This is a genomic window from Curtobacterium sp. MCSS17_007 (assembly GCF_003234175.2).
GTDB lineage: Bacteria > Actinomycetota > Actinomycetes > Actinomycetales > Microbacteriaceae > Curtobacterium.
In genome coordinates this window covers 24,909-51,611 of the sequence record NZ_CP126257.1, presented here as the reverse complement: position 1 = coordinate 51,611, position 26,703 = coordinate 24,909, and the positions used below count along the sequence as shown (strand labels likewise).

General features: G+C 71.5%; 27 protein-coding genes and 1 tRNA gene. 13 read left to right on the top strand and 15 right to left on the bottom strand.

The genetic code is table 11. From position 1 onward, the window contains the following. Positions 1–38: 38 nt before the first annotated feature. Positions 39–1,283, top strand: coding sequence for an acyl-CoA dehydrogenase family protein (locus DEJ22_RS00250; protein ID WP_111228095.1), 1,245 nt, complete (start codon positions 39–41; stop codon positions 1,281–1,283). Between the two features lie 54 nt (positions 1,284–1,337). On the opposite strand, the gene DEJ22_RS00245 is transcribed toward DEJ22_RS00250, so the two are convergent. After that, positions 1,338–2,660 carry a carboxylesterase family protein gene (locus DEJ22_RS00245; protein WP_111228096.1) on the bottom strand — a complete coding sequence of 441 codons (1,323 nt, stop codon included), beginning with the start codon at positions 2,658–2,660 and terminating at the stop codon, positions 1,338–1,340. Positions 2,661–2,808: 148 nt separating this feature from the next. Next, positions 2,809–4,104, bottom strand: a complete 1,296-nt coding sequence (locus DEJ22_RS00240) for an MFS transporter (RefSeq protein WP_111228097.1) — start codon at positions 4,102–4,104, stop codon at positions 2,809–2,811. A 228-nt stretch (positions 4,105–4,332) separates the two neighbouring features. On the opposite strand from DEJ22_RS00240, the gene DEJ22_RS00235 reads away from it, so the two are divergent. Both DEJ22_RS00235 and DEJ22_RS00230 read left to right on the top strand, forming a co-directional pair. Then, complete coding sequence (locus DEJ22_RS00235) at positions 4,333–5,133, top strand: sugar phosphate isomerase/epimerase family protein (RefSeq protein ID WP_181430965.1); 801 nt, start codon at positions 4,333–4,335, stop codon at positions 5,131–5,133. Next, the gene (locus tag DEJ22_RS00230) at positions 5,130–6,245 is read left to right on the top strand and encodes a Gfo/Idh/MocA family protein (RefSeq protein WP_111228099.1); all 1,116 of its coding nucleotides are present in this window, start codon (positions 5,130–5,132) and stop codon (positions 6,243–6,245) included. The genes DEJ22_RS00235 and DEJ22_RS00230 overlap by 4 nt, the downstream gene beginning before the upstream one ends. A 65-nt stretch (positions 6,246–6,310) precedes the next feature. Here DEJ22_RS00230 and DEJ22_RS00225 read toward each other — a convergent pair whose 3' ends face one another. The 4 genes from DEJ22_RS00225 to DEJ22_RS00210 all read right to left on the bottom strand — a co-directional run bounded on the left by DEJ22_RS00225 (position 6,311) and on the right by DEJ22_RS00210 (position 10,842). After that, positions 6,311–7,237: a carbohydrate ABC transporter permease gene (locus DEJ22_RS00225; RefSeq protein WP_220033804.1), complete on the bottom strand. Its 927-nt coding sequence runs from the start codon at positions 7,235–7,237 to the stop codon at positions 6,311–6,313. After that, positions 7,234–8,217 carry a carbohydrate ABC transporter permease gene (locus tag DEJ22_RS00220; protein ID WP_111228100.1) on the bottom strand — a complete coding sequence of 328 codons (984 nt, stop codon included), beginning with the start codon at positions 8,215–8,217 and terminating at the stop codon, positions 7,234–7,236. Before DEJ22_RS00220 ends, DEJ22_RS00225 begins: the two co-directional genes overlap by 4 nt. Positions 8,218–8,298: 81 nt before the next feature. Continuing rightward, positions 8,299–9,627: a sugar ABC transporter substrate-binding protein gene (locus DEJ22_RS00215; RefSeq protein ID WP_111228101.1), complete on the bottom strand. Its 1,329-nt coding sequence runs from the start codon at positions 9,625–9,627 to the stop codon at positions 8,299–8,301. A 66-nt stretch (positions 9,628–9,693) separates the two neighbouring features. Further along, on the bottom strand, positions 9,694–10,842 hold the full coding sequence (locus DEJ22_RS00210; protein WP_111228102.1) for an ROK family transcriptional regulator: 1,149 nt from the start codon (positions 10,840–10,842) through the stop codon (positions 9,694–9,696). 216 nt (positions 10,843–11,058) lie between these two features. Here DEJ22_RS00210 and DEJ22_RS00205 point away from each other — a divergent pair, with 216 nt between their 5' ends. From DEJ22_RS00205 to DEJ22_RS00195, 3 genes are all read left to right on the top strand, one after another. Further along, complete coding sequence (locus DEJ22_RS00205) at positions 11,059–11,964, top strand: ROK family protein (protein WP_111228103.1); 906 nt, start codon at positions 11,059–11,061, stop codon at positions 11,962–11,964. Positions 11,965–12,154: 190 nt separating this feature from the next. Beyond that, on the top strand, positions 12,155–13,387 hold the full coding sequence (locus DEJ22_RS00200; RefSeq protein ID WP_111228104.1) for a hypothetical protein: 1,233 nt from the start codon (positions 12,155–12,157) through the stop codon (positions 13,385–13,387). A 25-nt stretch (positions 13,388–13,412) separates the two neighbouring features. Next, positions 13,413–15,107 carry a beta-N-acetylhexosaminidase gene (locus DEJ22_RS00195; RefSeq protein ID WP_111228105.1) on the top strand — a complete coding sequence of 565 codons (1,695 nt, stop codon included), beginning with the start codon at positions 13,413–13,415 and terminating at the stop codon, positions 15,105–15,107. Between the two features lie 94 nt (positions 15,108–15,201). Here the strand turns inward: DEJ22_RS00195 and DEJ22_RS00190 are convergent, their stop codons facing one another. The 3 genes from DEJ22_RS00190 to DEJ22_RS00180 are packed head-to-tail and all read right to left on the bottom strand — an operon-like array spanning position 15,202 to position 16,656. Further along, positions 15,202–15,816: a TetR/AcrR family transcriptional regulator gene (locus DEJ22_RS00190; protein WP_111228106.1), complete on the bottom strand. Its 615-nt coding sequence runs from the start codon at positions 15,814–15,816 to the stop codon at positions 15,202–15,204. Between the two features lie 52 nt (positions 15,817–15,868). Next, positions 15,869–16,426 carry a MarR family winged helix-turn-helix transcriptional regulator gene (locus tag DEJ22_RS00185; protein ID WP_111228107.1) on the bottom strand — a complete coding sequence of 186 codons (558 nt, stop codon included), beginning with the start codon at positions 16,424–16,426 and terminating at the stop codon, positions 15,869–15,871. A 47-nt stretch (positions 16,427–16,473) separates the two neighbouring features. Then, a complete protein-coding gene (locus DEJ22_RS00180; RefSeq protein ID WP_111228108.1) occupies positions 16,474–16,656 on the bottom strand; it encodes a hypothetical protein in 183 nt (60 codons plus the stop codon). A 155-nt stretch (positions 16,657–16,811) separates the two neighbouring features. Here DEJ22_RS00180 and mgrA point away from each other — a divergent pair, with 155 nt between their 5' ends. Next, positions 16,812–17,855, top strand: a complete 1,044-nt coding sequence (gene mgrA, locus DEJ22_RS00175; protein WP_111228109.1) for an L-glyceraldehyde 3-phosphate reductase — start codon at positions 16,812–16,814, stop codon at positions 17,853–17,855. Positions 17,856–17,969: 114 nt separating this feature from the next. On the opposite strand, the gene DEJ22_RS00170 is transcribed toward mgrA, so the two are convergent. After that, entirely contained in the window at positions 17,970–18,761 is a 792-nt protein-coding gene (locus DEJ22_RS00170) for an alpha/beta hydrolase (RefSeq protein ID WP_111228110.1), read from the bottom strand. After that, on the bottom strand, positions 18,761–19,288 hold the full coding sequence (locus tag DEJ22_RS00165; RefSeq protein WP_111228111.1) for a phenolic acid decarboxylase: 528 nt from the start codon (positions 19,286–19,288) through the stop codon (positions 18,761–18,763). Before DEJ22_RS00165 ends, DEJ22_RS00170 begins: the two co-directional genes overlap by 1 nt. 63 nt (positions 19,289–19,351) lie before the next feature. Here DEJ22_RS00165 and DEJ22_RS00160 point away from each other — a divergent pair, with 63 nt between their 5' ends. From DEJ22_RS00160 to DEJ22_RS00150, 3 genes are all read left to right on the top strand, one after another. Then, positions 19,352–19,819 carry a MarR family winged helix-turn-helix transcriptional regulator gene (locus tag DEJ22_RS00160; RefSeq protein ID WP_111228112.1) on the top strand — a complete coding sequence of 156 codons (468 nt, stop codon included), beginning with the start codon at positions 19,352–19,354 and terminating at the stop codon, positions 19,817–19,819. 122 nt (positions 19,820–19,941) lie between these two features. Further along, positions 19,942–20,385, top strand: a complete 444-nt coding sequence (locus tag DEJ22_RS00155) for an Hsp20/alpha crystallin family protein (RefSeq protein WP_111228184.1) — start codon at positions 19,942–19,944, stop codon at positions 20,383–20,385. 14 nt (positions 20,386–20,399) lie between these two features. Continuing rightward, complete coding sequence (locus tag DEJ22_RS00150; protein WP_111228113.1) at positions 20,400–20,714, top strand: hypothetical protein; 315 nt, start codon at positions 20,400–20,402, stop codon at positions 20,712–20,714. 96 nt (positions 20,715–20,810) lie between these two features. Here DEJ22_RS00150 and DEJ22_RS00145 read toward each other — a convergent pair whose 3' ends face one another. Continuing rightward, on the bottom strand, positions 20,811–21,692 hold the full coding sequence (locus DEJ22_RS00145; RefSeq protein ID WP_111228114.1) for a manganese catalase: 882 nt from the start codon (positions 21,690–21,692) through the stop codon (positions 20,811–20,813). Between the two features lie 42 nt (positions 21,693–21,734). After that, positions 21,735–22,568 (bottom strand): SDR family oxidoreductase, encoded by an 834-nt coding sequence (locus tag DEJ22_RS00140; RefSeq protein WP_111228115.1) that lies wholly within the window; start codon positions 22,566–22,568, stop codon positions 21,735–21,737. Between the two features lie 487 nt (positions 22,569–23,055). On the opposite strand from DEJ22_RS00140, the gene DEJ22_RS00135 reads away from it, so the two are divergent. Together DEJ22_RS00135 and DEJ22_RS00130 are read left to right on the top strand one after the other, a co-directional pair. Continuing rightward, positions 23,056–24,339 (top strand): sensor histidine kinase, encoded by a 1,284-nt coding sequence (locus DEJ22_RS00135; RefSeq protein WP_111228116.1) that lies wholly within the window; start codon positions 23,056–23,058, stop codon positions 24,337–24,339. Further along, positions 24,336–25,007: a response regulator gene (locus DEJ22_RS00130; RefSeq protein ID WP_111228117.1), complete on the top strand. Its 672-nt coding sequence runs from the start codon at positions 24,336–24,338 to the stop codon at positions 25,005–25,007. The genes DEJ22_RS00135 and DEJ22_RS00130 overlap by 4 nt, the downstream gene beginning before the upstream one ends. Before the next feature lie 13 nt (positions 25,008–25,020). Here the strand turns inward: DEJ22_RS00130 and DEJ22_RS00125 are convergent, their stop codons facing one another. Continuing rightward, the gene (locus tag DEJ22_RS00125) at positions 25,021–25,161 is read right to left on the bottom strand and encodes a hypothetical protein (RefSeq protein ID WP_502862043.1); all 141 of its coding nucleotides are present in this window, start codon (positions 25,159–25,161) and stop codon (positions 25,021–25,023) included. Positions 25,162–25,372: 211 nt separating this feature from the next. On the opposite strand from DEJ22_RS00125, the gene DEJ22_RS00120 reads away from it, so the two are divergent. Then, positions 25,373–26,392, top strand: a complete 1,020-nt coding sequence (locus DEJ22_RS00120; protein WP_146241804.1) for a YdcF family protein — start codon at positions 25,373–25,375, stop codon at positions 26,390–26,392. Positions 26,393–26,548: 156 nt separating this feature from the next. On the opposite strand, the gene DEJ22_RS00115 is transcribed toward DEJ22_RS00120, so the two are convergent. Beyond that, positions 26,549–26,635 (bottom strand) — tRNA-Leu (locus tag DEJ22_RS00115). Positions 26,636–26,703: the final 68 nt, after the last annotated feature.

The window sequence follows — 26,703 nt, the reverse complement described above, 5'->3', positions numbered from 1 at the left end:
GACCCGCAGACCGACCCGCACACCGGAAGGCACACGACATGACCGACACGACCACCGAAGCGCTCGGCACCCACCAGGCCGACGCGCCCGTCGACTACGAGACCCTGGCCGGACGCTTCCGGCCGATCTTCGACCGCATCGCCGCCGGTGCCTCCGAGCGGGAACGGGACCACCGGCTCCCCTCCGACGAGATCCGCGAACTCGCAGCCGCCGGGTTCGGCGCCGTCCGCGTCCCGACCGGGTTCGGCGGCGCCGGCGCCACCCTCCCGCAGCTGTTCCGCCTGCTGACCGAGCTCGCCGCCGCGGACAGCAACATCCCACAGGCACTCCGCGGGCACTTCGCCCTGGTCGAGGACCGCCTCGTCGCCCGGTCCGGCGAACGGGACGCCTGGCTCGAGCGCTTCGGTCGCGGCGAGATCGCGGGCAACTCCTGGACCGAGGTCGGCGCCGTGCAGATCGGCGACGTCATCACCAAGGTCACCCCGCAGGACGACGGCACCTTCCGGATCAGCGGGCAGAAGTACTACTCGACCGGCAGCATCTTCGCGGACTGGATCGACACCTACGCCGAGCGCACCGACACCGGCGAGCGGGTCATCGCGATCGTCGACGCACACCAGCCCGCCGTCACCCACACCGACGACTGGGACGGCTTCGGTCAGCGCACCACCGGCTCCGGGACGAGCACCTTCACCGACGCCGTCGTCCAGGCCGACGCCGTCGTGCTGTTCGACGACCGGTTCAAGTACCAGACCGCGTTCTACCAGGCGGTGCTCCTCACCGTCCTCGCCGGCTCCGTCCTGGCCGCCGAGCGGGAGATCGCGCTGCAGGTCCGGAACCGCAACCGGGTGTTCTCGCACGGCAACGCCGACACCTTCGCCCAGGACCCGCAGATCCTGCAGGTCGTGGGCGAGGTGTCCGCGGCCGGCTTCGCGGCGACCGCGATCGTCGACCGGGCGGCCGAGGCCCTGCAGGCGGCGTACGAGGGGGCCGCCCTCGACGTCGCCGAGGACGAGCGGCGCAACGACCGCGCCGAGCTCGCGACCGCACAGGCGCAGGTCGCGCTCACGACCCTCGCGACCACCGCGACGTCACACCTGTTCGACGCCCTCGCGGCCTCGGGCGTGAGCACGGCGAAGAACCTCGACCGGCACTGGCGGAACGCCCGCACCGCGGGCAGCCACAACCCGTGGGTGTTCAAGGCCCGGATCGTCGGCGACCACGCCGTCAACGGCGTCGAGCCGCCGCGTGTCTGGGCGATCGGCGCCACGCGCCGCGGCTGATCGGGCGACGGCGGGACACCACGTCGAGGAGCCGGGACCGACGGTCCTGGCTCCTCACCCGCGGTCGAACACCAGCGTCTCGTCGTCCGGCGCGGTCACCTGACCGGTGCGCGCGAAGTCCGCCCAGATCGCCCGCAGCGCGCGCCCGCGCCGCTCGACCACCGGCCAGTCCCGCTCCGGCACGAACCGGCTGCCGACCCACGCCGCCCGCCCGCCGAGCAGCAGCGGCAGGTCGCTCATGTGCACCGCACCCACCGGTGCCACCGACGGGTGCCGCAGCAGTCGGTAGACCGTCGCCCGACCGCCGGCGTCCCGGTGCCGTGCGGCGAAGCGCCGGGCATCGCGCCCGTAGATCACCTCGGACAACGGCCGGACGAGCAGCCAGCGCAGCAGCGACCGCAGCGGCCGGGACCGCGCCGCCGTCCGGAGCCCGGGGACGAGCGGCACGTACATGCCCGCCTCGTCGGAACCGGACCCGATGAGCACGTCCACGTCGTGCGCGACGGCGCGCCAGGCCCGGTCGGTGTCGTGCTCGGCGGGCAGCGGCGCGAAGCCGTACTGCGTGCCGAACGGCATCCCGCCCGCCAGGCCGTACCGGCCGCCGGCCTTCGTCGCGAGGGCCTGCCGCTCGAGGACCTCGTCGAGCGACCTGTCCGCCGCGACCGTCCCGACGGCCCGGACCATCGCCCGGTTCATCCGCGCCCGCCCCCGCGAGAGCCCGAGGGGCGCACTCTGCACGATCGCACGACGGAAGAGCCCGTGCGCACCCTCGCTGATCATGAGGTGCGCGATGGCGTCCGCCCCGGCGGACTGTCCGAACGCCGTGACGGAGTCGGGGTCGCCGCCGAACGCCGCGATGTTCCGCCGCACCCACCGGAACGCCTCGACCAGGTCGAGCAGGCCGAGGTTCGCCGGCACCGTCTCGCCGTCACCGAGGAACCCGAGCACCCCGAGCCGGTAGGTCACCGTGACGACCACCACGCGCTGCTCGGTCACCAGGTCGTGCGCGTCGTGGATCGGCAGGTCACCGCCGCCGAGCACGTAGGACCCGCCGTGCACCCAGACCATCACCGGCAGGCGCTCGTCGGGTCCGACGTCCGCGGGCACCGTGATGCTCAGGCGCTGGCAGTGCTCGTCGACCCGCAGGTGGTCCATCGACGGCAGGAGCTGGTCGACGAACTGCGCGCTCGGCTGCGGCGGGACGGGTGCCGGGGTGTCGGCGCGGAACGGCTCGGTGAACGGCGGCTGCGGCGCCGGCGGCGCGAAGCGGTCGGCCTGGGCGTACGGGATCCCGAGGGCGCGGGTCACGTCACCGTCGACCACCGCCTCGATCGTGCCGGCCGGGGTGTCGAAGGAACGGGTGTCGGTGGATCGCACCGGCCCACGCTAGCGACGTGGCCTTGGACGGACGGGCGCGCCCCGCTCAGCGGCAACGCGGAGCGTTGCGCGGGGCGCGCCGACCGAGCCTGCGAGGGAGGACGGTGCCAGCTGGCACCGCGCCTCCCGTCCGTCGTGGCGCGGGCTGTCAGCGGACCCGCTTGATCGGGATGACCACCAGGGCGCCCAGCAGGGCGACGATCCCGGCGGCCCAGCACATCAGCTCGTAGTTGTCGGCGTGGTCGCTGCCGATCTTCAGGAAGAAGAGCGAGATGGCGGGCGCGAGCGACTGCGGCAGCGCGTTCGCGATGTTGATGACGCCGAGGTCCTTGCCGGGCCGGTCAGCGTTCGGCAGCACGTCCACGACGAGTGCGGTGTCGATGGCCGAGTAGATGCCGTAGGCGAAGCCCATGACGACCTCGGCGACGTAGAATCCGGTCACGGTGTCGGCGTGGGCGAGGATCACCAGGCCGACCGCGAACAGTGCCGTCGAGCCACCGACGAAGACCTTCCGGCGACCGATCTTGTCGGACGCCCAACCGGACAGCGCCGCGCTGACCAGGAGCGCGATCGTGTAGAGGAGCACGCCGAACGCGACGGCCTCGGTGGCGTCCTCGAGGTTCTCGATCCCGAGGTGCTCCTGCATGTAGAGCAGGCGGTACGTCGTGAACATGAACGTCGCCAGGATGATCAGGAAGCGCGACCACCACGCGAAGGCGAAGTCGGGGTTCTTGATCGGGTTCGTCCAGAACGACGAGATGAGGTTGATCCAGGTGAACGGCTTGAGCTTGTAGGTCGGCAACTCGTCACGGGCGACCAGGGCGTAGACGACGACCAGGACGATCGCCAGGATGCCCGGGGCGATGAACAGGACCGGCAGGTTCGCGACGAAGAACACCGACAGGTAGGTGCCCGCGAGCACGGCGATGTTCTGCGCGAGGGCGATGATGCTCGACGCCCGGCCGCGCTGGAGCTGCGGCACGTTGTCGGCGAAGCTCGCGAGCAGGGTGGCGAGCGTGGCGTTCGCCGCGACCTGCGCGAGCAGCCAGCCGAGCGTCAGGTTGAGGACGTCGGGCGCGTAGGCGATCCAGGCGAGCGCGATCGCGAAGACCACCACGCCGCCGAGCAGCCACGGGCGGCGACGACCCCAGCGGGTGCGGGTGCGGTCGGACAGCGCGCCGGCCAGGGGGTTCATGAGGAGCGCGCCGAACGCGCCGATCGGGAGCGCGGAGCCGATGACGTTCGCCGCGTCGTCGCCGACCAGGGCCTGCGCCTTGATCTGCATGCTCACGTAGACCGGGGCCATGAGCGCCACGAACAGTCCGAACTGTCCGAGGAACAGGGCGACCTGGTAGCCGATCCCCACCTTGACGGTGCTGACGGGCTGGGTGATGCCCTCTTCCGGGTTCAGCAGTGCGGGGCTGCCGGGTTCGGGTGTGCTCATGACGCCTCCTTGAGTCGATCGGAAACCTTGTGCTGCAAGGTTTTCCGACGGCGAGCATACATCGACCGGGCTGCGTGCGACACGTGTCGTCCAGATTGCCCGCGAACGATGCGCGACAAAAACTACACAGCGGGTGGTTTTTGGGGTAGCGTCGGTCTCGATCTCGCCGGGGAGCATCGATCCTCGACGGGCCCCGACAACCTGACAGGACCGAAGGAGCCCTCTGCCATGCCCACCACCTCTGTGCAGCTGTACTCGCTGCGCGACGCCATCGCCGAAGACCTCGACAAGGCCATCGCCCGGGTGCGCGAGATCGGCTACGAGAACGTCGAGCCGTACGCGTTCGTCGAGCGCGCCGCCGACCTCGAGAAGGCCTTCGCCGCCACCGGTCTGCAGGCGCCGTCCGGTCACGTCGCCGTGATCGACGCCGAGGACACCGCCCCGATCTGGGACGCCGCGGAGCGCCTCGGCATCCAGACCGTCATCGACCCGTTCATCCCGACCGACCGCTGGCAGACCGCCGACGACGTCGCGAAGATCGCCGAGCGCGTCAACGAGCTCACCGCCGAGGCCAGCGCCCGCGGGCTCAAGTTCGGGTACCACAACCACCAGTGGGAGTTCACCAACAAGGTCGACGGTCGCACCGTCTACGACCTGTTCGTCGAGCAGCTCTCGCCGGAGACCGTGCTCGAGGTCGACACCTTCTGGGCCACCGTCGGCGGCGCCGACGCCCCGGCCGTCCTGCAGGCCCTCGGTGAGCGCGTCGTCGCGATCCACGTCAAGGACGGCAAGGTCGACGGTGACATCCTCACCGCACTGCCCTCGTCCGAGAGCGCCCTCATCGTGCCCGAGGCCCTGCAGCGCGCCTTCGAGAACCAGACCCCGGCCGGCCAGGGCGACGTCGACGTGCGCGGCATCCTCGCCGCCGCACCGCAGGCCATCCGCGTCGTCGAGTTCGACGCGTACTCGGGTGACGTCTTCCAGGGCATCACCGAGTCGCTCGAGTGGCTGAAGGGCAACGACAAGTGAGCCGCGTCGGGATCGGCATCATCGGTGCCGGCAACATCTCCACCCAGTACCTCGAGAACCTGACGAAGTTCGCCGACGTCGAGGTCCGCTTCGTCGCCGACGTGCTGCTCGACCGTGCGGCGGCCCAGGCGGAGGCCTACGGCGTCGCCGCGTCCGGCACCGTCGAGGAGCTCCTCGCCCGCGAGGACATCTCCATCGTGATCAACCTGACGATCCCGGCCGCGCACGCCGAGGTCGACCAGCAGATCATCGACGCCGGCAAGCACGTCTGGAGCGAGAAGCCGATCGCGACCGACCACGCGTCGGCCGCAGCGGTGCTCGCATCGGCGAAGGAGAAGGGCCTGCGCGTCGCCACGGCTCCCGACACCGTGCTCGGTGCCGGCATCCAGACCGCACTCCGCGCCATCGCCCGTGGTGACATCGGCGAGCCGCTCACCGCGACGACGCTGTTCCACGTGCCCGGGCCGGAGGCGTGGCACCCGAACCCGGACTTCCTGTTCGCGAAGGGTGCCGGCCCCCTGTTCGACATGGGCCCGTACTACGTCACGACCCTCGTGCACGCCTTCGGTACCGCGTCGCGCGTGCAGGCCGTCTCGTCGAAGTCCCTCGACCGTCGCACGATCGCCTCGGGTGACCGCGCCGGCGAGACCTTCCCCGTCGAGGTCCCCACGCACCACGCCGCGCTCATCGAGTTCGCCGCCGGGCAGTCCGCCCAGTCGACGTTCTCGTTCCAGCACGCGCTGCCGCGCATGGGCTTCGTCGAGATCAACGGCACGCTCGGCACGATCTCGCTGCCGGACCCGAACACCTTCGAGGGCGCCTCGCAGCTCTGGCGCTACGGCCAGGAGGAGCCCGAGACCCTCGAGGCCGTCGGCTCCACCTGGGGCCGCGGTACCGGCGTCGTCGAGATGGCCCGCGCCATCGCCGAGGGCCGTCCGGAGCGCGCGTCGGGTGAGGTCGCGCTGCACGTCCTCGACGTGCTGCTCGGCATCCGCGACGCCGCCGAGTCCGGCCAGGCCGTCACGATCGAGTCGACCGTCGAGCGGCCCGCGCCGCTGCCGGAGGACTTCGACCCGGCTGCCGCGGTGCTGACCGCGGGTGTCGACGCGTAGGTCGCGACCAAGCGTCGGACGGGAGGCGCGGTGCCGGCTGGCACCGCGCCTCCCGTCCGACGCGCTCAACCCTTCACCGCTCCTGCCGACATGCCGGAGACCAGGTTGCGCTGGATGATCATGAAGAACACGACGACCGGCAGCGAGAACAGCACGGACGCGGCCATCTGCCCCGTGAAGTCGGTCCCCGTCGTCTGCGTGGTGAAGGACGCCAGCCAGACCGGCAGCGTGTAGTGCGCCTGGTCCTGCATGAAGGTGTACGCGACGATGTAGTCGTTCCACGCCGCGATGAACGCGAAGACGCTCGTCGCGATCATGCCGGGCATCACCAGCGGGAACAGCACCTTCGTCAGCACCTGCCACGTGCTCGCGCCGTCGATGCGCGCTGCCTCCTCGACCTCCATCGGGATCGCGAGGAAGAACCCGCGCATGACCCAGATCGAGAACGGCAGCACCGCGGCGACGTAGGCCAGGATCAGCCCGGCGTAGGTGCCGGTGAGCCCGGTCTGGTTGAAGATGAGGAACTGCGGGATGAGCAGGGCGGTCCCCGGGAGCATCTGCACGAGCAGGATCACCACCAGGATCGTCCGGCGTCCACGGAACCGGAAGCGCGAGAGCGCCGCCGACGCCAGGATCCCCAGCCCGAGCGACAGCACGACCGCCCCTGCGACGACGATCGTCGAGTTCCCCAGGTAGACGAGGAAGTCGGCCCGCGTGAACGCCGTGACGAAGTTCTCGACCGTCGGGTGGGCGGGCACGAACAGCGGCGTGCTCGTCAGGGCCTCGGACCGTGGCTTGAACGCGGTGTTCACCATCCAGTAGACGGGGAAGATCCACACCACGCAGAAGACCACGGCGATCGTGCTGCTGATCCACCGGACCGGCCGACGACGGCGCCGGATCCGCTTCGTGGCGGCCACGCCCTCCCGCGTCGGGACGGCAGCGGGGACGTCGGCCTCGACGGGCACGCCGGTCGGCATCGCGGTGGTCACAGCTCTTCTCCCGATCGGACGAGGTTCCGGATGTACAGCGCGCTGAGCGCCATGAGGATCAGCGCGGCGATGACGGCGACGGCGGACCCGGTGCCGATGTCGTGCCCGACGAACGCCGTGACGTAGGTGAAGACGCCGAGGGTCGAGGTGGCGCCGTCCGGACCGCCCTGCGAGACGAGCCAGATCTGGTTGAAGACGTTGAAGTCCCAGATGATCGAGAGCATCGTCACCAGGAGCAGCGTCGGCCGGAGGTACTCGACGGTGACGACGCGGTACACCGTCCACTCGGAACCGCCGTCGAGCCGGACGGCCTCCTTCACCTCGAGCGGGATCTGCGTCTCCGCCGCGTACAGCGTCAGGGCGATGAAGGGGACCGCCTGCCAGACGACGAGCATCCAGATCGACGTGTAGGCGAGCCCGGCGCTGTTGCCCCAGTCGGTGTCCGTCACGTCGCCGAAGACGCGCAGCTGGGTGAGGGCCCAGTTGACGACGCCGTAGCCCGGCTGGAACAGCCAGTTCCACACGAGCGACGATGCAACGTTCGGCATGCCCCACGCGCAGATGAGCACGATCGTGACGGCGTACCGCAGCACGACGCCGAGTCGGGTCATGAGGTGCGAGACCCCGGCGCCGATCAGGATGCTGCCGAGGACCATCGCCGCGGTGAACAGCACGGTCCGGACCAGCGAGGCCCAGAACGCCGGATCGCCGAGGATCCGCCCGTACTGCGCCAGTCCGACGGCGTCGTACGCACCGGTGAAGAGCGAGCGCTGGTCGTAGTCGGTGAACGACGTGACGACCAGGAAGACGATGGGGGCGATCGTCACGAAGACGAGCACGAGGCCCGCCGGTGTGAGGAGCCACAGGGGCGCGAACGACCGGGCGGCCCGACGGCGCGGGGTCCGTCCGGGTCCGTCGTCGGGTGAGCGGGTGGGACGGCCGTGTCGCTCCAGGCTCGGGCGGGTGGCTGAGACGGTCACGTCTGGCCTTTCCGTGAGGGTCGGGCGGTGCGGGTCCCGCGGGGCGTGCCGCGGCACCCGCACCGTCCTGCTGGGGTCGTCCTACTGCTTGTTGAGCACGTCGTCAGCGGCCTCGTCGAAGGTCGCGGCGGCTTCCTCCGGACTCTTCGAACCGGAGACGATGCTCGAGAACAGGGTGTTGATGCTCTGGTCGCCCTCGAGGTCGGCCCACCGCGCGTTCGCCGGGGTCGCCTTCGAGTTCAGGGCTGCGGTGAAGAACGCCTTGTTGATGTCGCTCAGGCTCGAGTCCGCGGCCTTGATGCCCTCGGTGCTGTTCGGGATCCAGCCGTTGTCGCCGTAGACGTACTCGCTCTGCACGTCCGGGCTCGCCGCGATCTCGACCCACTTCAGCGCGAGGTCCGTGTTCCTCGACTTCGCCGCGATGCCCCAGTCCGACCCACCGAGCATGACCGGCTGCGTCTTCCCGGACTTCCCCGGGAACGGGAAGGTCCCCATCGTGTCCGCCGTCATCTCCGGGTTCGCCTGCTCGATGAGCCCGAGCGTCCCGCTCGTGCTGAGGATGGCCGAGGTCTTGCCGTCCGCGAAGACCTGGTTCATGTCCGGGCTGTCGGTGTTGAGCGTCGCCGAGGCCTTCGTCGAGTACGCGTTCGCGAACTCCTTGAAGTCCTGCAGCCCCTGCTGCGCCTTCTCGTCACCGAAGCCGGCCTTCCACTCGCCGCCGTCCTCGGTCGCGATCTCGCCGCCGGCGTCCCAGACGAACTGCATGCCGGCGTACCAGTACTGCCCGGGCATGTAGAAGGCCGAGAAGTCCTTCGCGGTGTTCGCCGCCTTCACCTTGTCCAGGGCATCGGTGAGTTCCTCGTAGGTCGTCGGGACGGCCGTGATGCCGGCGTCCTTCCACATCTGCTTGTTGTAGATGACCGACCGGGCACCGGCGAAGCCGGGGACGCCGTAGAGCGATCCCTCGACCGTGGCCGGGTCGGAGAGCCCGTCGAGCCAGGTCTGCCCCTGCGCCAGGTCCTCCTCGTACGGGCTGAGGTCGAGGAGTGCCCCGTTCGCCGCGTAGCTGGCGACCTGGGTGTTGCCGAGGTCGAGGACGTCCGGCGGCGTGTTCGTGGCGAGGGCCGTCGAGACCTTGGTCGTGATGCCGTCCCACTGCTGGACCTGCACCTCGACCTTCGCGCCGGTCTCCTTCTCGAACCGCTCGTTGATCGCGGCGATCGTCTCGTCGGAGTAGTCCCCGGTCATCGCCCACACGGTCAGCGTCTTGCCGTCGCCCTTGACGTCGCCGATCTCCTTGGTGCCGCCGCTGCCCCCGGGACCGGCGTTGCCGGCGCTGGAACAGGCGGTCATCCCGAGGGCGACGGTCAGGGCCACGGCAGCTGCTGCCGCGAACTTCGTCGTACGCATTGCTTCTCCTTGGTGGTCGTTCTGCTGTGGTGGTCGTTCTGCTGTGGTGGTCGGTGCTGTGGTGCTTCAGCTCACGCCGAGCTCCGCGGCGAGCAGGAAGGCTGCTGCACCCCGGAGGATCAGGTCGCTGTTGGTCGATGTGGCCGTCACGGCGAGGTCGTCGCCGACGCTCGCGAGCGTGCGGGCCGAGACGGTGGCGTGCACCGCGTCGACGAAGGGGCCCTCGACCAGGTCGGCCGGCCCCGTCACGACGATCTCGGTGATGTTCACGGCGCTGATGATCGGCGCGAGCACGCCGCCGAGCGTGCGGCCCGCGGAGCGGAGCACGCGCTCCCGCTCGCCTTCGGGTGCGGTGGCGACCCGGTGCGCCAGGTGGTCCGCACCGATCAGCAGTTCGAGGCAGCCCCGCCGCCCGCACGGGCAGGGGTCGCCGTCCTCGTCGATGGTCAGGTGCCCGATCTCGCCGGCCGCGTACCGCTCGCCGAGCACCAGCCGGCCGCCGAGCACCATGCCCGTGCCGACACCGTGCTCGAGCGCGACGACGAGCAGGTCGCTCGCCGGTTCGACCTCGAACGCGTGCACGCCGAGCGCCGCGACGTTGGCGTCGTTGAGCACGTGCACGGGCAGTCGGAAGTGGTCGGCGAGCTGCCGCTGCAGGGGCAGACCACCACCCAGGGCGACCGAGTCGAGGACGGTGCCGGTCTCGTCGATGACGCCCGGGCAGCCGACCGCGATGCCGAGCAGGCGGCGCGGGGTCATCGCGGCCAGCCGCTCGACCAGGCGGATGATGCGGTTGAGGGCCTGGTCGCCGGTCGCACCGTCGACCTCGATCTTGGCGCTGTTCACGACGTCGCCGCGCAGGTTCGTGACGGCGCCGACGAAGTGGTCGGGGAGCGACAGGTCGACGACGACGATGTGGAACGCGTCCACGTTGAGGTTGATGAGGGTCGCCGGCTTGCCGACCCGCAGGTCCTCGCGCGGGCCGAGCTCTGTGACGAGCGCGTCGGCCTCGAGCTCGGCGACGAGGCCCGACACCGTGGGGCGGGTGAGGCCGGACTGCCGCGACAGGTCGGCGCGGCTCATGGCCCCGTCGGTGAAGAGCGTCTGCAGGATGAGCGAGCGGTTGTGCGCCCGGCTGTGCTGTGGCAGCGCTTTGCTCCGCTGGCGTCGGAGCTGCGCGCCGAACGCCACCGGAGCGTCCGTCTCGTTCGTCATCAGTTCTCCCTCGTCGAGCGGTTGCCTTAGTAAAGAGCCCTTCCCAATCCGCTGTCAACCCTCTCTTCAGACCCGTAACAACCGCGTCATACCGGGGAAACACGGCCCAGAAGGACGCTTGCCAGCGTGGAGTAAGACGTGTTTACTAACCCGCATGCGCAGCTTCGACGCCGCGTCCTCGACGCCGAGGCCGGGCACCCCGACGACGGGAGCACCATGAGGATCGGCCTGGACATCGGCGGGACGAAGATCGACGCCGTCGCGGTCTCGCCGTCCGGCACGGTGCTCGACCGGGTGCGCGTCGCGACGGGGTTCGGACCCGAGGTGGTCGTCGCCACGACCCTCCGTGTCATCCGCTCCCTGACCGACCACACCGCGCAGTCCGCCAGCGCCGTCGGCATCGGCATCCCCGGCCTGATCGACCACGAGACCGGCTGGGTCCGGCACGCGGTCAACCTCGGTCTGTCCGAGGTCGCGCTCGGCCCCCTCGTCGCCGCGGCGACCGGGCTGGTCGTGCAGGTCGAGAACGACGTCAACGTCGCGGCGCTCGGAGCCGCACAGGCGATGGGCCTCGACGGACCGCAGGCCTACCTGAACATCGGTACCGGGCTCGCCGCCGGGCTCGTCAACGACCGCCGGCTCTGGCGCGGAGCACGCGGGAACGCCGGCGAGGTCGGGCACATCCCGGTCCTGGTCGACGGCCCGCGCTGCGTCTGCGGCCAGTACGGCTGCCTGGAGACCGTCGCCTCCGGTTCGGCGCTCGCGGTCGCATGGCCAGGCCACGCCGGGAGCACGGCGACGCACCTGTTCGACAGCGCCGACGCGGGCGACCCGACGGCCGTCGCGGTCCGGGACCGCTTCGTCGCCGGCGTCGCCTCCGCGGTGCGCATCCTCGTGGTCACCGCCGACGTCGAGTCCGTGCTGATCGGCGGTGGCCTCGCCAGCCTCGGCGAGCGCCTGCTCGCGCCGCTGCGTGCGCACTTCGACGACGCCGCCCGCACCTCACCCTTCGTCGCGTCGCTCGACCTGTCGGCTCGCGTGCTCCTCGCGCCCACCGACCAGCCGCTCGCCGCACTCGGTGCCGCGTTCCTCGCACCCGAGTCGGCCGTGACCGCCGCCTGACCGCGGTCGTCCGGTCGCCCCTGCACCTTCCAGAGTCCTGTTCCACCGATCGCCGCACCACCGCGGCGGGAGTGAGCACACCATGACCGAGCCGTACCGTCCCTCCGACCCAGCCGGACCGCGACCGCGCGACGGCCTGGTTCCTGCTCGCCGTCACCCGCACGCAGCCGTTCCGCCGGGCACGGGTCCGGTGAGCCGGCGGGGCCTCCTGTTCGGGACCGCCGGTGCTGCCGTGGCACTGGCGGTGTCCGGCTCGCTCGGGACCGCCCGACCGGCGGCAGCAGCGACGGCGGCGGCAGCGGCAGCGCCCTCGGCCACGTCGATCGCCGCCGCGTCGGCGTTCCTCGCCGCCCGGATGGACCAGTACGGCTCCGGCTCGACGCTCCGGGTCCCGCAGAGCTACACGGGCGGTGCCGAAGGGGCGTCCGGGTTCGTGTCGAGCTTCGCCTACGACGACGCGATCGTGATCATGGCCTGGGTGTCAGCGGGCGACGCGACGAGCCTGGGGTACGCGACCGTGCTCGCGGACTCGCTCCTCTGGGCGCAGGCCAACGATCCGTACCGCGACGGACGCACCCGTGCGTCGTACCAGCCGGATCCCTTCCGGACCGCGGACGGCCCGTACATCGGGTCGCCCGCCGCCAACACCGGCAACCAGGCGTGGGTGGGCATGGCGTTGCTCCGCCTGTACCGCGCGACGCAGCAGCCGCGGTTCCTGCAGGGCGCGCTCCGGCTCGCGCAGTGGATCCAGTCGGTCGCGTGGGACGGGCAGCGGTCGCCGGTGGGCTACACGGGCGGACGCGACGGCGGCGACGCCGCGATCACCTACAAGGCCACCGAGCACAACATCGACGTCGGCGCCTTCTTCACGATGCTGGCGAGCATGTCCGGCGACCCGGTGTGGTCCTCCCGAGCACGGTCGGCGTTCTCGTTCGTCGCGGCGATGCGGGACGGCGCGACGGGACGCCTCTGGACGGGCACCGGAGCGGACGGCGTGACCACCAACCGGTCGCCGGTGCCGGGTGACGTGCAGAACTGGGCGTACCTCGCCACGCTCGACTCGCAGTACTCCCCCGCGGTCACCTGGGTGATCACCACCCTCGCGGCGTCGGACGGCGGGTACAGCGGCTCCGCCTACAGCACCGCCGACGTCTCGAAGGTGTGGTTCGAGGGCACGGCGCACCTCGCCCTGGCCGTCCGTGCCCGTGGCGCGACCGGCGACCCGGCCCGGTACACCGCGCTGGTGACGAGCATCGAGGACGCCCAGGCACGCGCACGGAACGGTGACGGTCGCGGGATCGTGTCCGCCTCGAGCGACGGGCTCGTCACCGGCTTCGGCGACACCTACAACCAGACACTCCACCTCGGCGCGACCGCCTGGTACCTGCTCGCAGCCCGCGGCACCAACCCGTTCCGTCTCTGACCCACCACCGGAAGGCAGCTCGCCCATGCTCATCCCCCAGCCTCGATCCCGCGTCGACGGTGTCGGCTCGTTCACGCTCGACGAGCGGACACGTGTCACCGCGGACCCGGCAGCGGAACCCGTCGCCCAGTACCTGCAGCAGGTGCTGCGCGCCTCCACCCGACTCCCCCTGTTCGGCGCCGGTGGTGCGACCGACGTCCCCCTGATCGCGCTGCGGATCGCCGCCGACCCCGCCGATCTGCCGGCCGGCCCCGGCGGCGACCGCAGCGAGGCCTTCCGGCTCGAGGTCACCACGGACGGCGTCACGGTGACCGGTGGTGGGCCCGCCGGTGTCTTCTACGGCGTCCAGGCGCTCCTGCAGCTGCTGCCCGCGGACGTGTACCGACGCGGGCAGGTCCGCACCGACGGGTGGACCCTCCCGGTCACGGTCGTCGAGGACGCACCGGCCTTCGCCTGGCGTGGGGTCATGCTCGACGTTGCCCGGCACTTCCGCACGACGGCCGAGGTCCTCCGCCTGGTCGACCAGCTCGCCGTGCACCGGATCAACCGCCTGCACTTCCACCTCACCGAGGACCAGGGGTGGCGCATCGAGATCAAGCGGTACCCGCGGCTCACCGAGGTCGGATCCTGGCGCACCGAGTCCCAGGTCGGTGCACACGTGCCGGACGCCGACGGCACGCTCCGGGTGGCGGGGAAGGACGGCCGACCGCACGGTGGGTCCTACACGCAGGACGACATCCGCGAGATCGTCGCCTACGCCGCCGACCGGTTCGTCACCGTCGTGCCGGAGATCGAGACGCCGGGGCACGTCCGCGCCGCGCTGGCCGCGTACCCGGAGCTCGGCGTGCACCCGGAGCGGCAGCTCGACGTGTGGACCGAGTGGGGCATCGCGCACGACGTCATGAACGCCGAGGAGCGCACCGTGCAGTTCTTCCGCGACGTCCTCGACGAGGTCGTGACGCTCTTCCCCTCGGACTACATCGGGATCGGCGGTGACGAGTGCCCGAAGGACCAGTGGGAGGACGACCCCCGGACGCAGGAGCGCATCCGGGAGCTCGGCCTCGCCGACGAGGAGCAGCTGCAGGCCTGGATCGTCGGGCAGCTCGCGGCACACCTCGGGTCGCACGGGCGTCGGGCGTTCGGGTGGGACGAGATCCTCGAGGGCGGGACGCTGTCCCCGTCGGCGACCGTCGTCTCGTGGCGCGGGCTGCAGGGCGCGATCACCGCCGCCCGACGCGGGCACGACGTCATCTCGACCCCGGACGACCAGGTCTACCTCGACTACCGGCAGAGCGACCTGCCGAACGAGCCGATCCCGGTGTCGATCGTGCTCACCGTCGACGACGTGTACGCGTTCGACCCGGTGCCGGCGGAGCTCACCGAGGAGGAGCGGGCGCACGTCATCGGCGGTCAGGCGAACATGTGGACCGAGCACGTCGACACCGTCCGGCGGCTCGACTACCAGCTGTTCCCGCGCGTCGTCGCGCTCTCCGAGGCCCTGTGGTCCGCGGACGTCGCTCGCCCCCGGGACGTCGAGGAGTTCCGCCAGCGGCTCGAGCGGCACCTCGAGCGGCTCGACGCACTCGGCGTCGAGTACCGGCAGGAGTCCGGCCCGCGTCCGTGGGAGGAACGGCCCGGCGTCCCCGGTCGTCCGCACAGCCGCGAGGAGCGCGCTGCGTACATCGACGCCGTGACCGCGAACATCGCGGACGGCGCGTAGAGCATCCGGACGGGAGGCGCGTCGCGGGGCCGACACGCGCCTCCCGTCCGTCGGTGGTGTCGGACCGGTGTCGCGGGCGACGCCCGAGGCGGGTTCAGTCGGCCGCAGCGGGGATGATCGACTCGAGCAGCCGGAGCACCCGCTCGCTGTCGACCGCCTCCGGGTCGAGCAGCCACTGCACCTGCAGCCCGTCGGACGCGGCGATGCCGAGGCTGGCGAGGTCGACGGGGTCGAGGTCGGCGCGGATCCGCCCGGCGGCCTGGTCGGCGGCGATGAGCTCGGCCAGGTCGGCCCGCAGGCGGGTGAACCGCTCGCGCATGAAGTCGCGCGTGGCGGGGTGACCCTCCTGCACGGCGTCGGCGGCGAGGGTCGTGTAGAGCTGCACGAGCCCGGGGACGCCGCGGTTCCGCGAGGCGCTCTCCCGCATGTCGCCGATCGCCGAGCGCATCCGGTCGGGGGCGTCCTGCTCGCGGACCTCGTGCTCCCGGTAGACGGCGAGGAGCAGCTCGTCGCGGCTCGGGAAGTAGTGCCGGAGGGCGGCGTGCGTGATGCCGAGGGCGTCCGCGACGGAACGGAGCGACGACGCGTCGACGCCCTGCGCGGCGACCATGCGGATCATCTCGTCGAGGATCTGCGCACGGCGTTCGGCTCCCTTGCGGTACCCGCCGCGCCGGGGCGGGGTCGCGTCGTCGTCGACCTCGTGCGTCATCCCCCCAACTTACCGCTGGAAGGTTTTCGCGCCACCCCGGGGCGCGGGCCGGTCAGGCGTCGTTCGGCTCGGCCGCGCCCTCGGGGTCGACCGTGTACTCGTCGACCGGGGTCGGCGTGCCCTCGGCGAGCGCGTCGGTGATCTGCGACAGGCACCGCGCGAGGATCTCGTTCTCCTCGCTCGACAGGTGGTCCATCACGCCCACCACGGCCTCGTGGAAGCGCGCGTAGGACGAGTCGATCTTCTCGGCGGCCTGCACCGTGGGCTCGAGCACCTGCGCCCGGCGGTCGGTCGGGTGCGGCACCCGCACGATGTCGCCCTTGGTGACGAGGCCGTCGACGATCTTCGTCACCGAGGCGTTCGAGACGTTGAGCATGACGGCGAGGTCCTTCGGGCCCATCGCCCGGCCGTCCCGGTGCGCCTGCAGCATGTAGCGGACGGTGAGGAACTCGTTCTTCGTCAGGCCGCTCTCGGCGCGTGCCTGCTCGAGCTGCTGCTCCTCGGCGTGCTGCAGGCGGAGCAGGGCGTCGACGGCGACCTTCGCGGCCTTCGACCGCGGCTCCCGGGCGTAGAGGTGCACGTGCTCACGGCGGACGACGGTCAGTGGCATCTGCTGGTGGGGTCTCTCTGTCGGGCGGGTCCGGTCGGAGCGGGCGGCTACGCGGTGGGCGCCGTGAAGAAGTCAGCGTACGACGGTTCGCTGCGCGTCGACAGGAGCGAGGGGTCCTGGACGCGGCGTGCCACGTAGGCGTCGATGACGGCCGGGTCGGTGAGTCCGACGCGCGTGTGGGTCGCGGAGACCCGTGACGAGCGCGGCATCCCGGAGTACGTGCTGTGCATGAGTGATCCCGCCTTCCTGCTTCGTTGCCGTCCTGGTCGGACAGCAGGAACTGTTTCACAACGCGAACAATCAGCGCAACGAACCTTCAGTCTTCTGTACGGTTCGCGCGGCCGGCCGGGAGTGCGGGCCGCGGGGACGGGCCAGGATGGGACCCATGGCCTACACCGCCGCGGACGACCGCTACGACTCCATGCCCTACCGCCGGACCGGCCGCTCCGGTCTCGACCTGCCACTGCTCTCCCTGGGCTACTGGCACAACTTCGGCGACGACAAGCCGTTCGAGACGCAGCGGGCGATCAGCCGCCGGGCGTTCGACCTCGGCATCACCCACCACGACCTCGCCAACAACTACGGCCCGCCGTACGGCGCCGCGGAGGTCAACTTCGGCCGCCTCATGCGCGAGGACTTCCGCCCCTACCGCGACGAGATGGTGATCTCGACGAAGGCCGGCTGGGACATGTGGCCCGGGCCGTACGGCCAGGGCGGAGGGTCGCGGAAGTACGTCCTCGCCTCGCTCGACCAGTCGCTCGAGCGGATGGGGCTCGACTACGTCGACGTCTTCTACTCGCACCGCCTCGACGCCTCGACGCCCCTCGAGGAGACGATGGGCGCGCTCCACACCGCCGTGCAGCAGGGCAAGGCGCTCTACGTCGGGATCTCCTCCTACGACGCCGAGCGCTCCCGCCAGGCCGTGGAGATCCTGCGCGACCTGGGCACGCCGCTCCTCATCCACCAGCCCTCGTACTCGATGCTCAACCGCTGGATCGAGGACGAGGGCCTGCTCGACGCCGCCGGCGACCTGGGCTTCGGCGTGATCGGGTTCACCGCGCTCGCGCAGGGCCTGCTCACCGGGCGCTACCTCGACGGGGTCCCGGAGGACTCGCGGGCCGCGGCCGGCAAGTCCCTCGACGCCGGGTCCCTGACGGACGAGGTCGTCGAGCACCTCCGGGCGTTGGACGACATCGCGTCCGAGCGCGGCCAGAGCCTCGCGCAGCTCGCACTCGCCTGGGCGCTGCGCGACGAGCGGGTGACCTCGCTCGTCATCGGTGCGTCGCGGGTCGAGCAGCTCGAGCAGAACGTCGCGGCGCTCGGCAACCTGTCCTTCACGGAGGACGAGCTGCGTCGCATCGACGAGCACTCGGTCGGCGTCCTCGACGTCGACCTCTGGTCGGGGGCCCGTTCCGGTCAGGTCAGCTGACGCCTCGACCCCTCCGACTCGGGTCGGATCGCGGAACGCAACGTGGGCGGTTGCTCGCAGCGGTAGGACGCTGCGTGCTGCCGCCCACGTTGCGTGTTGCGGAAGGGGCGACCGTCAGGACAGGCCGAGGCGCTCGTCGAGCAGCGCCAGGAGCCGCTCACGGAACGGGACCGACGACCAGCCGTGGTCCGCACCGTCGACGACCGTGAGTCGCGCGCCCGGCAGGAGTTCGGCGTAGCGGCGCCCGTACGACACCGGCACGATCGCGTCCTCGCTGCCGTGCACCACGTCGGCCGGCCCACGGTAGCCCGACACCGGCCCGTACACGTCGAGGTCGTCCTGCACGTCGGCGATGAAGGCGCTGCCCAGTGGCATCCCGCCGAAGTCGAACCAGCCGCGCTCCCGCACCGGGGCGAGCGGCTGCCCCTGGATCTCGTCGTGCTTCGTGATGTCGTCCACGACGACACCGGCGGGCGACCAGAGCGTGAGCGTCCTGACGAGCGACGGCACCCGCGCCGCGGCGAGCGCCGACTCCACCGCGCCGAGGCTGTGCGCGACGACGTGCACGCCCTGCCCGCGGTCCGCGGCCCGCACCATGGCGACGACCTGCTCGACCTCGTCGCGGATCGTGATGTCGGCGAACTCCCCGTCACTGACGCCCTGGCCCAGCCGGTCGTGGCTGCGGACGACCGCGCCGCGGGCGACCAGGTGCCGTGCGGTCTGCACGAACAGTTGGTGCCCGCCGAGCGCGCTGTCGCTGAAGCCGTGGACGAGCAGCACGGCCGGTGCGTCGGCGGCGGCGCCGTCCTCCGGCTCCCACTGCCAGCCGCGGATCGTGCGGCCGCCGTGGTCGAGCGTGGTCGGGGTGGTACGGGGGTCGACGCCCCGCAGTGGCGCGGCGGCCATCAGTTCGTCCGGTCCGCCCAGCCGGCCGGCAGGTCGCCGGGAGCGGTGTCGACCACGGTCTCGTCGTCCTCGCCCACGTGCTCGAACAGCGTGATGTGCGCGAACTCCGGTACGACGTAGATCGGGTACGTGGGGCCCTCGTCGCGGTACCGCTGCATCTCGTCCAGGTGGTCGTTCTGGAAGAGCACGGTCTTCGACCCGTCGAGCTCGATCCAGCGCGGGAAGAAGATCGTGCCGTGCAGGACGCGCTGCTCGGGGAGCACGTTGACGACGACGCTCGTGCCGGTCGGCTCGTTCCAGGAGACCTTGTAGACGCCGGCGGCGAGCGCCACGAGGTCGACGGTCTGGTCCTTGACCCAGCGACCACCGACGTGTCCGGTGTGGATGCGGTAGTCGATCGTCGTGGCGTTCTTCACGTACATCTCGTACTGCCAGCCGTTGGCGTACGTGTACACGAAGCGGTGGCCGACGATGCCGGACAGGTCCTGGGGCGGCTCGGGGTGCTCGACGGAGGTCTGGATGGTCATGCAGTCGAGTTTGCTCCCGAATTGGTTTTGTTGCAAACATCCACCGCTGCTAGGTTGCCGTGTGTGCAGGGGACGGACGGCTCGGACGCCACGACACAGGTGGCCCGCAGGCTCAGCGACCGCATCGGCCCCTTCCGCCGAGCGCTCCTCCGGACCTCCCGGGCCGTCGCCGACCTCCCCGACGTCCCGGACGCCCAGGTCGAGGTGATGCGCGCCCTGTCCGACAGCACCACCACTCCCTCGGCCCTGGCGCGGCGCCTGGGCCTCGCCCGGTCGACCGTGAGCAACCTCGTCTCGGCGATGGAGTTCGCGGGCCTCGTCGAGCGCCGGCTCGCGCCCGGCGACGGACGACGGACGGAGCTCCGGCTCACCCCCCTCGCCGAGGAACGCCTCACCGCCTACGACGAGGCCTCCACGACCGTGCTCGTCGAGGCACTCGGACGCCTGTCGAGCGAGGACCGGGACGCCCTCGCCGCCGCGCTCCCCGCTCTCGAGCGCCTCCACCGCGAGATCGCGCACCGCGACGTCTGACAGCACGGGCGCACTCCCAGCGGTCTCCGAGCGGCTTCTTGGCACTCCTGAGGGGAGAGTGCTAGAACGGACGGCAGTTGAGTCGAGGGGACTCAACGAGGACCACGAAGGAGTTGATCTCGATGACGATGCAGTTCGACCCGTTCCGCGAGCTCGACCGACTCGCCGGCTCCCTGCTCGGTGCCGGCGCCGGTGCTCCCCGCTCCATGCCGATGGATCTCTACCGCACCGGTGACCACTACGTCCTCGACGTCGACCTGCCGGGCATCGACCCCGGCTCGGTGGACGTCGACGTCGACGGCTCGGTGCTCACCATCCGCGCGGAGCGCACGCTCGGCGCCCCCGAGGGATCGCAGTGGCTCACGCGCGAGCGCCAGCCGGGCACGTTCGTCCGACAGCTGACGCTCGGTGACCACCTCGACACCGCGCGCATCAGCGCCGCCTACGACAACGGCGTGCTGAGCGTCACGATCCCGGTCAAGGAGTCCGCGAAGCCGCGCAAGATCGACGTCACCACCGGTGGCGGGGCGCAGCAGCTCGCGGTCGGCAGCGGTTCCGCCGAGTAGTCCGGAGGGCGCCGGTGACGACAGTCCTCAACGCGCTCCTCGCCGTGGTGGTCGTGACCGCGGGCCTCGTGGTCACGAGCCTCGATCGCCGGACGGCCGCCCTGCTCGGTGCCGGTGGCAGCACGGTGGGCAGCTTCCTCACCTGGGTCGTCGCTCCGCGGGCGTGGACCGACGTGGCGATCGTGCCCTGGGTCGCGGCCGTGGCCGGGACCGTCGCGTGCATCGCGCTCTGGAGCGCGGTGCGCCTCTACTCCGGCATCTTCGAGCCGACGCGCGCACCGCGTGACGACGACACGGCCGCGCTGGCGACGGTCGGTGCGGAGACGTGACGGCGTGACCACGTGACGGACGGGAGGCCCGGTGCCAGCTGGCACCGGGCCTCCCGTCCGTCTGCGGTCACTTCAGGGGACCGACCGGCGGGACCGTCACTCCTTGTTGAACGTGTCCTGCACGAGCCCCGCGGTCTTCTCGACCACGTTGGGGATCTCGGTCGTGCCGTAGAGACGGACGTCCGGGTGTGTGGGCGGCGGCATCGGCACCGAGGTGGTGGGGCCGTCGTGGTACGAGTACTCGCCCTTGCCGTCGAACGACGGACCGCTCGCCCACGGGCCGTCGGCCGCCGCCTTGCCGTCGGAGAAGTTGAGGTACTGGTAGTTGACCTCCTGGTTCTCCTTCGACTGCGGGAAGTTGCTGGGCACGGGGAACCCCTCGACACCCTTCTCGCGGAGCTCGGCCGCGGCGGTCGCCCACATGTTCTGGTGCATGGTGTCGCGGGCGATGAGGAACGAGAGCAGGTCCCGCACGCCGTGGTCGTCGGTCATGTGGTAAAGCCGGGCGGCCTGGACGCGGCCCTGCATCTCGGCGTTCTCGTTGGCGGTGAAGTCGGCCAGCAGGTTGCCGGACGCGGTGATGTACGAGCCCTGCCAGGGGTTGCCGTTGCTGTCGACCGGACGCGCGCCGGCGCCGGCGACGATGGCGTGCTGCACGTCCGTGCCGCCGACGATCGCGGCGACCGTCGGGTCGTCCTGCAGCGCGTCCTCGGTGATCCCGAGCGGGCTCTTCTCGAGCAGCTGCGCGATCATCGTCGCGAGCATCTCCACGTGGCCCATCTCCTCGGCGCCGATGCCGAACACCATGTCCCGGTACTTGCCCGGGATGTGCATGTTCCACGCCTGGAACTGGTACTGCAGGGCGACGGAGATCTCACCGTACTGACCGCCGAGCACCTCCTGCAGCTTCCGGGCGTAGATCGCGTCGGGCTTGTCCGGGGTCGCCTTGAACTGGAGCTCTTGCTTGTGGAAGTACAACTCGTTCTCCTGTCTGGTTGGTGGTGGTGGTCGCTGGGGGGTTCAGAGGATCGGCGTGCCGCCGGTCACGGCGACGCGGGCGCCGGACACGTAGCTGCCGTCGTCGCTGGCGAGCAGCACGTAGACGGGTGCCAGCTCTGCCGGCTGCCCCGGGCGGCCGAGGGGCGACTGCTTGCCGAACTGCTCGACCTCCTCCGGCGGCATGGTCGACGGGATGAGCGGCGTCCAGATCGGTCCGGGCGCGACACTGTTCACGCGGATGCCGCGCTCCCCGAGCAGCTGCGCGAGCGCGGCCGACAGGTTCGCGACGCCGGCCTTCGTGACGTCGTACGGGGCGAGGTTCGGCTTCGGGTTGTCGGAGTTCACCGAGCTCGAGCCGATGATCGACGACCCCGGGCCGAGGTGCGGCAACGCAGCCTTGACCAGGTGGAAGTAGGCGCTGAGGTTCGTCGCGAGGGTGTGGTCCCACTCCTCGTCGCTGATCTCCTCGATGGTCTCGTGCGTCATCTGGTACGCGGCGTTGTTCACGAGGACGTCCAGACCGCCGAGCTCCTCGACCGCGGTGGCGATGATCGAGCGGCAGGTCGCCGGGTCGCTCACGTCGCCGGGCAGGAGCACGGCCTTCCGACCGGCCTCCTCGATCCACCGCTTGGTGTCCTGCGCGTCGTCCTCCTCCTCGGGGAGGTAGCTGATCAGGACGTCGGCACCCTCGCGAGCGAACGCGATCGCGACCGCCTTGCCGATGCCGCTGTCGCCGCCGGTGATGACGGCGCGCTTGCCGGTGAGCTTGCCGGAGCCGCGGTACGACTGCTCGCCGTGGTCCGCCGTCGGCGTCAGGTCCTGGTCGCTGCCCGGGGGCTGCTGCTGGTCGGTCATGTGACTCCCTGTCCTCGCGGTTCGGTCGGGCCGCACGCGGGCGGCCCGGTCGTCGGAGCCCACGGTCGGCCTCCGGCTCTGGGTGCCCGTCCGGTGTGGACGGATCGCGCGGTCGCCGTGTCCGGATCGCGCAGGCGGGGTGCACGCGGACGGTGTCGGTGTCGATCGCACACCCGGGTGCCCGGGCAGCGGACGATCGATCCGGCCCGCCGTCGCTTCGTCCTGCAGGACGACCCCCTTCGTCCCTCCGCCCGATGCCCCGGTACCGACCCGCGCGCCAGGCTCGGTGGCATGGAGAGTTCGACCAAGCACGTGATCGCCACCCTCGCCACCTGCGCCGCGATCGTCGCGGTCACCGCCGCGGCACTCGTCGCGATGTCGCCCGTCCCGTGACGGACGACCTCCGACCAGCGGTGCGGCGCCGGCAGCGCAGGCGGGCAGGGCCACCACCCGCCACCGGTCGACGGGGCCGTGCGAAGATCGAGCCGTGACGGACCGGCGCACGTTCCTCCGGCCGCTGCGGACCCGGTCGATCGTCGTCGACGCCGTCTGGGCGGGGATCGCCGCGCTGGTCTTCAGCGCGCCGATCGACCTCGAACTCGAGCACGCCAGCCCCTTCGCGGTCGTCACCGCCTGCGTCGCGATCGCCCTGCGCCGGCTCACGCCGAGCGGTGCCATGGTCGTGACGGTCGCGCTCGGCGCCGTGCAGGTCACCGGTGGCGAGCGTCCGTCGCTCGTCGACCTCGCCATCGCCGTGGTGATCGGGACGGTCGCCGTCGTCGGGACCCGGACCGAGGCCGTCCTCGCCGGACTGCTCGCCGTGGTGGCCGGAGCGAGTGCATCCATGTACCTCTCCACCACCGGTTACCGCTACGCACTGCTGCTGAACGGTCCGAGCGACCAGGTCGCCCTCGTCCTTGCGGCACCGGCCCTCGTGCTGCTCTCGGTGTGGGCGGCGGGTCTCGCCGGTCGTGCCGTCCGGTCGCAGAACGCCGAGGCCCGGCGCCGTGCCGACGCCGAGGCAGCCGCCAGTCGCGCCGAGGCCGTGGCCAACCGGGCCGAGGCCGTCGCCACGCGTGCGGTGGACGAGGCCGAGGCCGAACGCATCCGCGCCGACATCGCCCGCGACGTGCACGACGTCGTCGGCCACTCGCTCGCCGTGATCATCGCCCAGGCCGACTCGGTGCCGTTCCTCGACGACGAGGCACGCATCCGCGAGGTCAGCGCCACCATCGCGAGCACCGCGCGCAGCTCCCTCGTCGAGGTCCGCCAGGTGCTCGGGCACATCGACGGCTCCGACGCCGCGACCGACCCGACGTCGTTCGAGGAGATCGTCCGCGGCATCCGCGAGGCGGGGGTCGACGTCGAGCACGCCGTCCGTGGGACCGCGCGGCCGCTCGGTGCGGTGCACGGCACGGCCGCTCGACGGGTCCTGCAGGAGATGCTCACGAACGCGCTGCGCCACGGGGTGCCCGGCGGTGCCGTCGAGGTCCGCGAGACCTGGCGGTCGGCGGACCTCGTCCTCGAGGTCGAGAACGGCGTCCCGACGAGTGCGCTCCCCGTGGGCGGCGAACTCGGCCTCGAGGAACTCGCCGTCGCCACGGGCGAGCACCCGACCGTTGCGTCGACCCGGGGTTCCGGCCGTGGCCTCACCGGCATGCAGACCCGACTGACCACCATCGGCGGCTCGTTCGACGCCGCCGTGCTGGACGCCGTGTTCTCCGCGCGCGCCCGCATCCCGTTCGACGTCCGAGGGGGGACGACCCGGTGACCGACCCGATCCGCATCCTGCTGACCGACGACCAAGCCCTGTTCCGTGCGGGGTTGCGCGTCGTGCTCGACGCCCAGCCCGACATGGAGGTCGTCGGCGAGGCGTCCGACGGCGCCGAAGCCCTGGACCGAATCCGCGAACTCCGTCCGGACGTCGTGCTGCTCGACATGCGCATGGCGGGGACGGACGGCGTCGAGACCGTGCGGCAGCTGTTCTCCGGCGCGTTCCCGGGGCCGCTCCCCCGCGTCGTGGTGCTCACGACGTTCGGCCTCGACCCCGCCGCGGCCACCGCGATCCGGCTCGGCGCGAGCGGGTTCCTGCTCAAGGACACCACGCCGCCGTTCCTGTTCGCCGCCGTGCGGGCCGTGCACGAGGGCAGCTCGGTGATCGCGCCGAACGACCTGTCGCAGCTGTTCGGCGCCGACGTGCAGCGGGCACCGGCCCCGCAGCCGGAGGCCTTCCAGACCCTGACGGACCGGGAGCGCATCGTCTTCGGGTGGGCGTCTCGCGGCCTGTCGAACGCCGAGATCGCGGCGAAGGAGTTCGTCACCGAGTCGACGGTGAAGACGCAGATCTCGAGCATCCTCGGCAAGCTCGCACTCCGCGACCGGGTGCAGCTCGTGGTCTACGCGCACGACCACGGACTGGCGGGCGCGCGGGAGGTCTGACGAGCGGTCCCGGTCACACGGTCAGTGCCGCCGCCTCGTCGAGCACCGCACCGACCGCCGCCGGGTCGTGCGCGAAGCGCCCGAGGAACAGTCCGCCGATGCGTCCCGCCCCGCGGGCGAGCAGGCCGGGCCCGGCACTGCCGCCGTAGAGCACCCGCGACCCTGCGAACGCGGGCCGGTCAGCCAGATGACGTTCGGTCGTACACGCGGTCGCGCAAGCCGATCTGGGTGATCCGGGCGGAGCCGAAGCCCGGCATCGTGCTCGTCATGCGCTCGATCCTAGAGAGTGCAGGATGCTCGCCCCTGCGCGGGGCCCGGCGGACGGTGGTGCTCGCCCCCGCGAGACCCACCGGTACGCTCCGACCGTGTTCCTCGTCGCCGTCGCCGCTGTCTTCGCCGTCTCCTTCGCCGTGTCACGCCGTCGCGACCCGCGTCTGCTCCGCAACGGCGTCTTCCTGACCGCGGCGGTCGTGTTCGGCGTCCTCGGTGCGCTCTCCGTCGCAGCGGACCGCTCCCCCGTGGCACTCGCCCTGCTCGCGCTGCTGATGCTCGCCCTGCCGGTCAGCGTCGTGGTGTTCGGTGTCGCCCTCGTCGCGAACGGTGTCACGATGCTCCGCAAGGAGGGCAGGAGCCTCGGCAACCAGCTCTCGCTGATCGCCGGGGTGCTGGTCTTCGCGCTGCCGGTCCTCGCCGTCCTGGTCGTCGTCTGGTTCGGCACCGTCGGGGTGACCGTAGCCGCGCTCGTCGCCCTCGTGTCCGCGTACGCCAGCGCGGCGTTCGTTTCCTTCGCCGTCTACTCCGTCGTCTACGGGCGGATGCGGCACGGAGTCGTGCCGACGGCGGTGGTCGTGCACGGTGCCGGGCTCCGACCGGACGGCACCGTGACACCGCTGCTGCGCGGCCGGCTCGACCGAGCGCTCCGGGTCTGGCGGACCGAGACCGCGCGCGGCAACCGCCCGTTGCTCGTCCCCTCCGGCGGACAGGGCGGGGACGAGGCCCGGTCCGAGGCGGATGCGATGGGCGAGTACCTCCGCACCCAGGGCGTGCCGGCGGAGGCACTGCTGCTGGAGGACCGATCGACCACCACGCGGGAGAACATCGAGCGGTCCGCCGTGCTCCTGCGGGGAGCGGGCCGGCCGGGGCCCCTGCTCCTGGTGACGAGCGACTACCACGTGCTCCGGACGGCGTCGCTCGCCCGACGTCTCGGCGTCGACGCCCAGGTCGTCGGCGCACGGACCGCGCGCTACTACGTGCCGAGCGCGTTCCTCCGCGAGTTCGTCGCGCTGCTGGTCGAGCACCGCTGGGTCACCGTGGTCGCCCTCGGACCCTTCGTGGTGCTGGCGGCGGCCGTCGTCGTCGGTCAGCTCACCGACCTGGTCCCCTGACGCGTCGAGCCGCTCCGGGACGGACGGGAGGCTCGTGGCGGCGGTGATCCGTGCCTCCCGGCCGGCGCGACGGGGCCGGGCCCACGGGGCCGGCGCACGACGGCGGCCGGAACGCGAGAAGGCCCCCGGATTCCTCCGGAGGCCTTCTCTCTCTCCTGGTGCGCGAGGGGGGACTTGAACCCCCACGCCGTTTCCAGCACACGGACCTGAACCGTGCGCGTCTACCAATTCCGCCACTCGCGCCAGCCCGGCAACACTAGCACGCATCGAAGGGGCTCCGTGACCACGCACAGACGGGCAGGAGCGCCACC

Coding starts and splice junctions, on each gene's coding strand:
- DEJ22_RS00250 (WP_111228095.1), top strand. CDS start 39: ATGACCGACACGACCACCGAAGCGCTCGGCACCCACCAGGCCGACGCG.
- DEJ22_RS00240 (WP_111228097.1), bottom strand. CDS start 4,104: ATGAGCACACCCGAACCCGGCAGCCCCGCACTGCTGAACCCGGAAGAG.
- DEJ22_RS00235 (WP_181430965.1), top strand. CDS start 4,333: ATGCCCACCACCTCTGTGCAGCTGTACTCGCTGCGCGACGCCATCGCC.
- DEJ22_RS00215 (WP_111228101.1), bottom strand. CDS start 9,627: ATGCGTACGACGAAGTTCGCGGCAGCAGCTGCCGTGGCCCTGACCGTC.
- DEJ22_RS00210 (WP_111228102.1), bottom strand. CDS start 10,842: ATGACGAACGAGACGGACGCTCCGGTGGCGTTCGGCGCGCAGCTCCGA.
- DEJ22_RS00205 (WP_111228103.1), top strand. CDS start 11,059: ATGAGGATCGGCCTGGACATCGGCGGGACGAAGATCGACGCCGTCGCG.
- DEJ22_RS00195 (WP_111228105.1), top strand. CDS start 13,413: ATGCTCATCCCCCAGCCTCGATCCCGCGTCGACGGTGTCGGCTCGTTC.
- DEJ22_RS00190 (WP_111228106.1), bottom strand. CDS start 15,816: ATGACGCACGAGGTCGACGACGACGCGACCCCGCCCCGGCGCGGCGGG.
- DEJ22_RS00185 (WP_111228107.1), bottom strand. CDS start 16,426: ATGCCACTGACCGTCGTCCGCCGTGAGCACGTGCACCTCTACGCCCGG.
- DEJ22_RS00180 (WP_111228108.1), bottom strand. CDS start 16,656: ATGCACAGCACGTACTCCGGGATGCCGCGCTCGTCACGGGTCTCCGCG.
- mgrA (WP_111228109.1), top strand. CDS start 16,812: ATGGCCTACACCGCCGCGGACGACCGCTACGACTCCATGCCCTACCGC.
- DEJ22_RS00170 (WP_111228110.1), bottom strand. CDS start 18,761: ATGGCCGCCGCGCCACTGCGGGGCGTCGACCCCCGTACCACCCCGACC.
- DEJ22_RS00165 (WP_111228111.1), bottom strand. CDS start 19,288: ATGACCATCCAGACCTCCGTCGAGCACCCCGAGCCGCCCCAGGACCTG.
- DEJ22_RS00155 (WP_111228184.1), top strand. CDS start 19,942: ATGACGATGCAGTTCGACCCGTTCCGCGAGCTCGACCGACTCGCCGGC.
- DEJ22_RS00140 (WP_111228115.1), bottom strand. CDS start 22,568: ATGACCGACCAGCAGCAGCCCCCGGGCAGCGACCAGGACCTGACGCCG.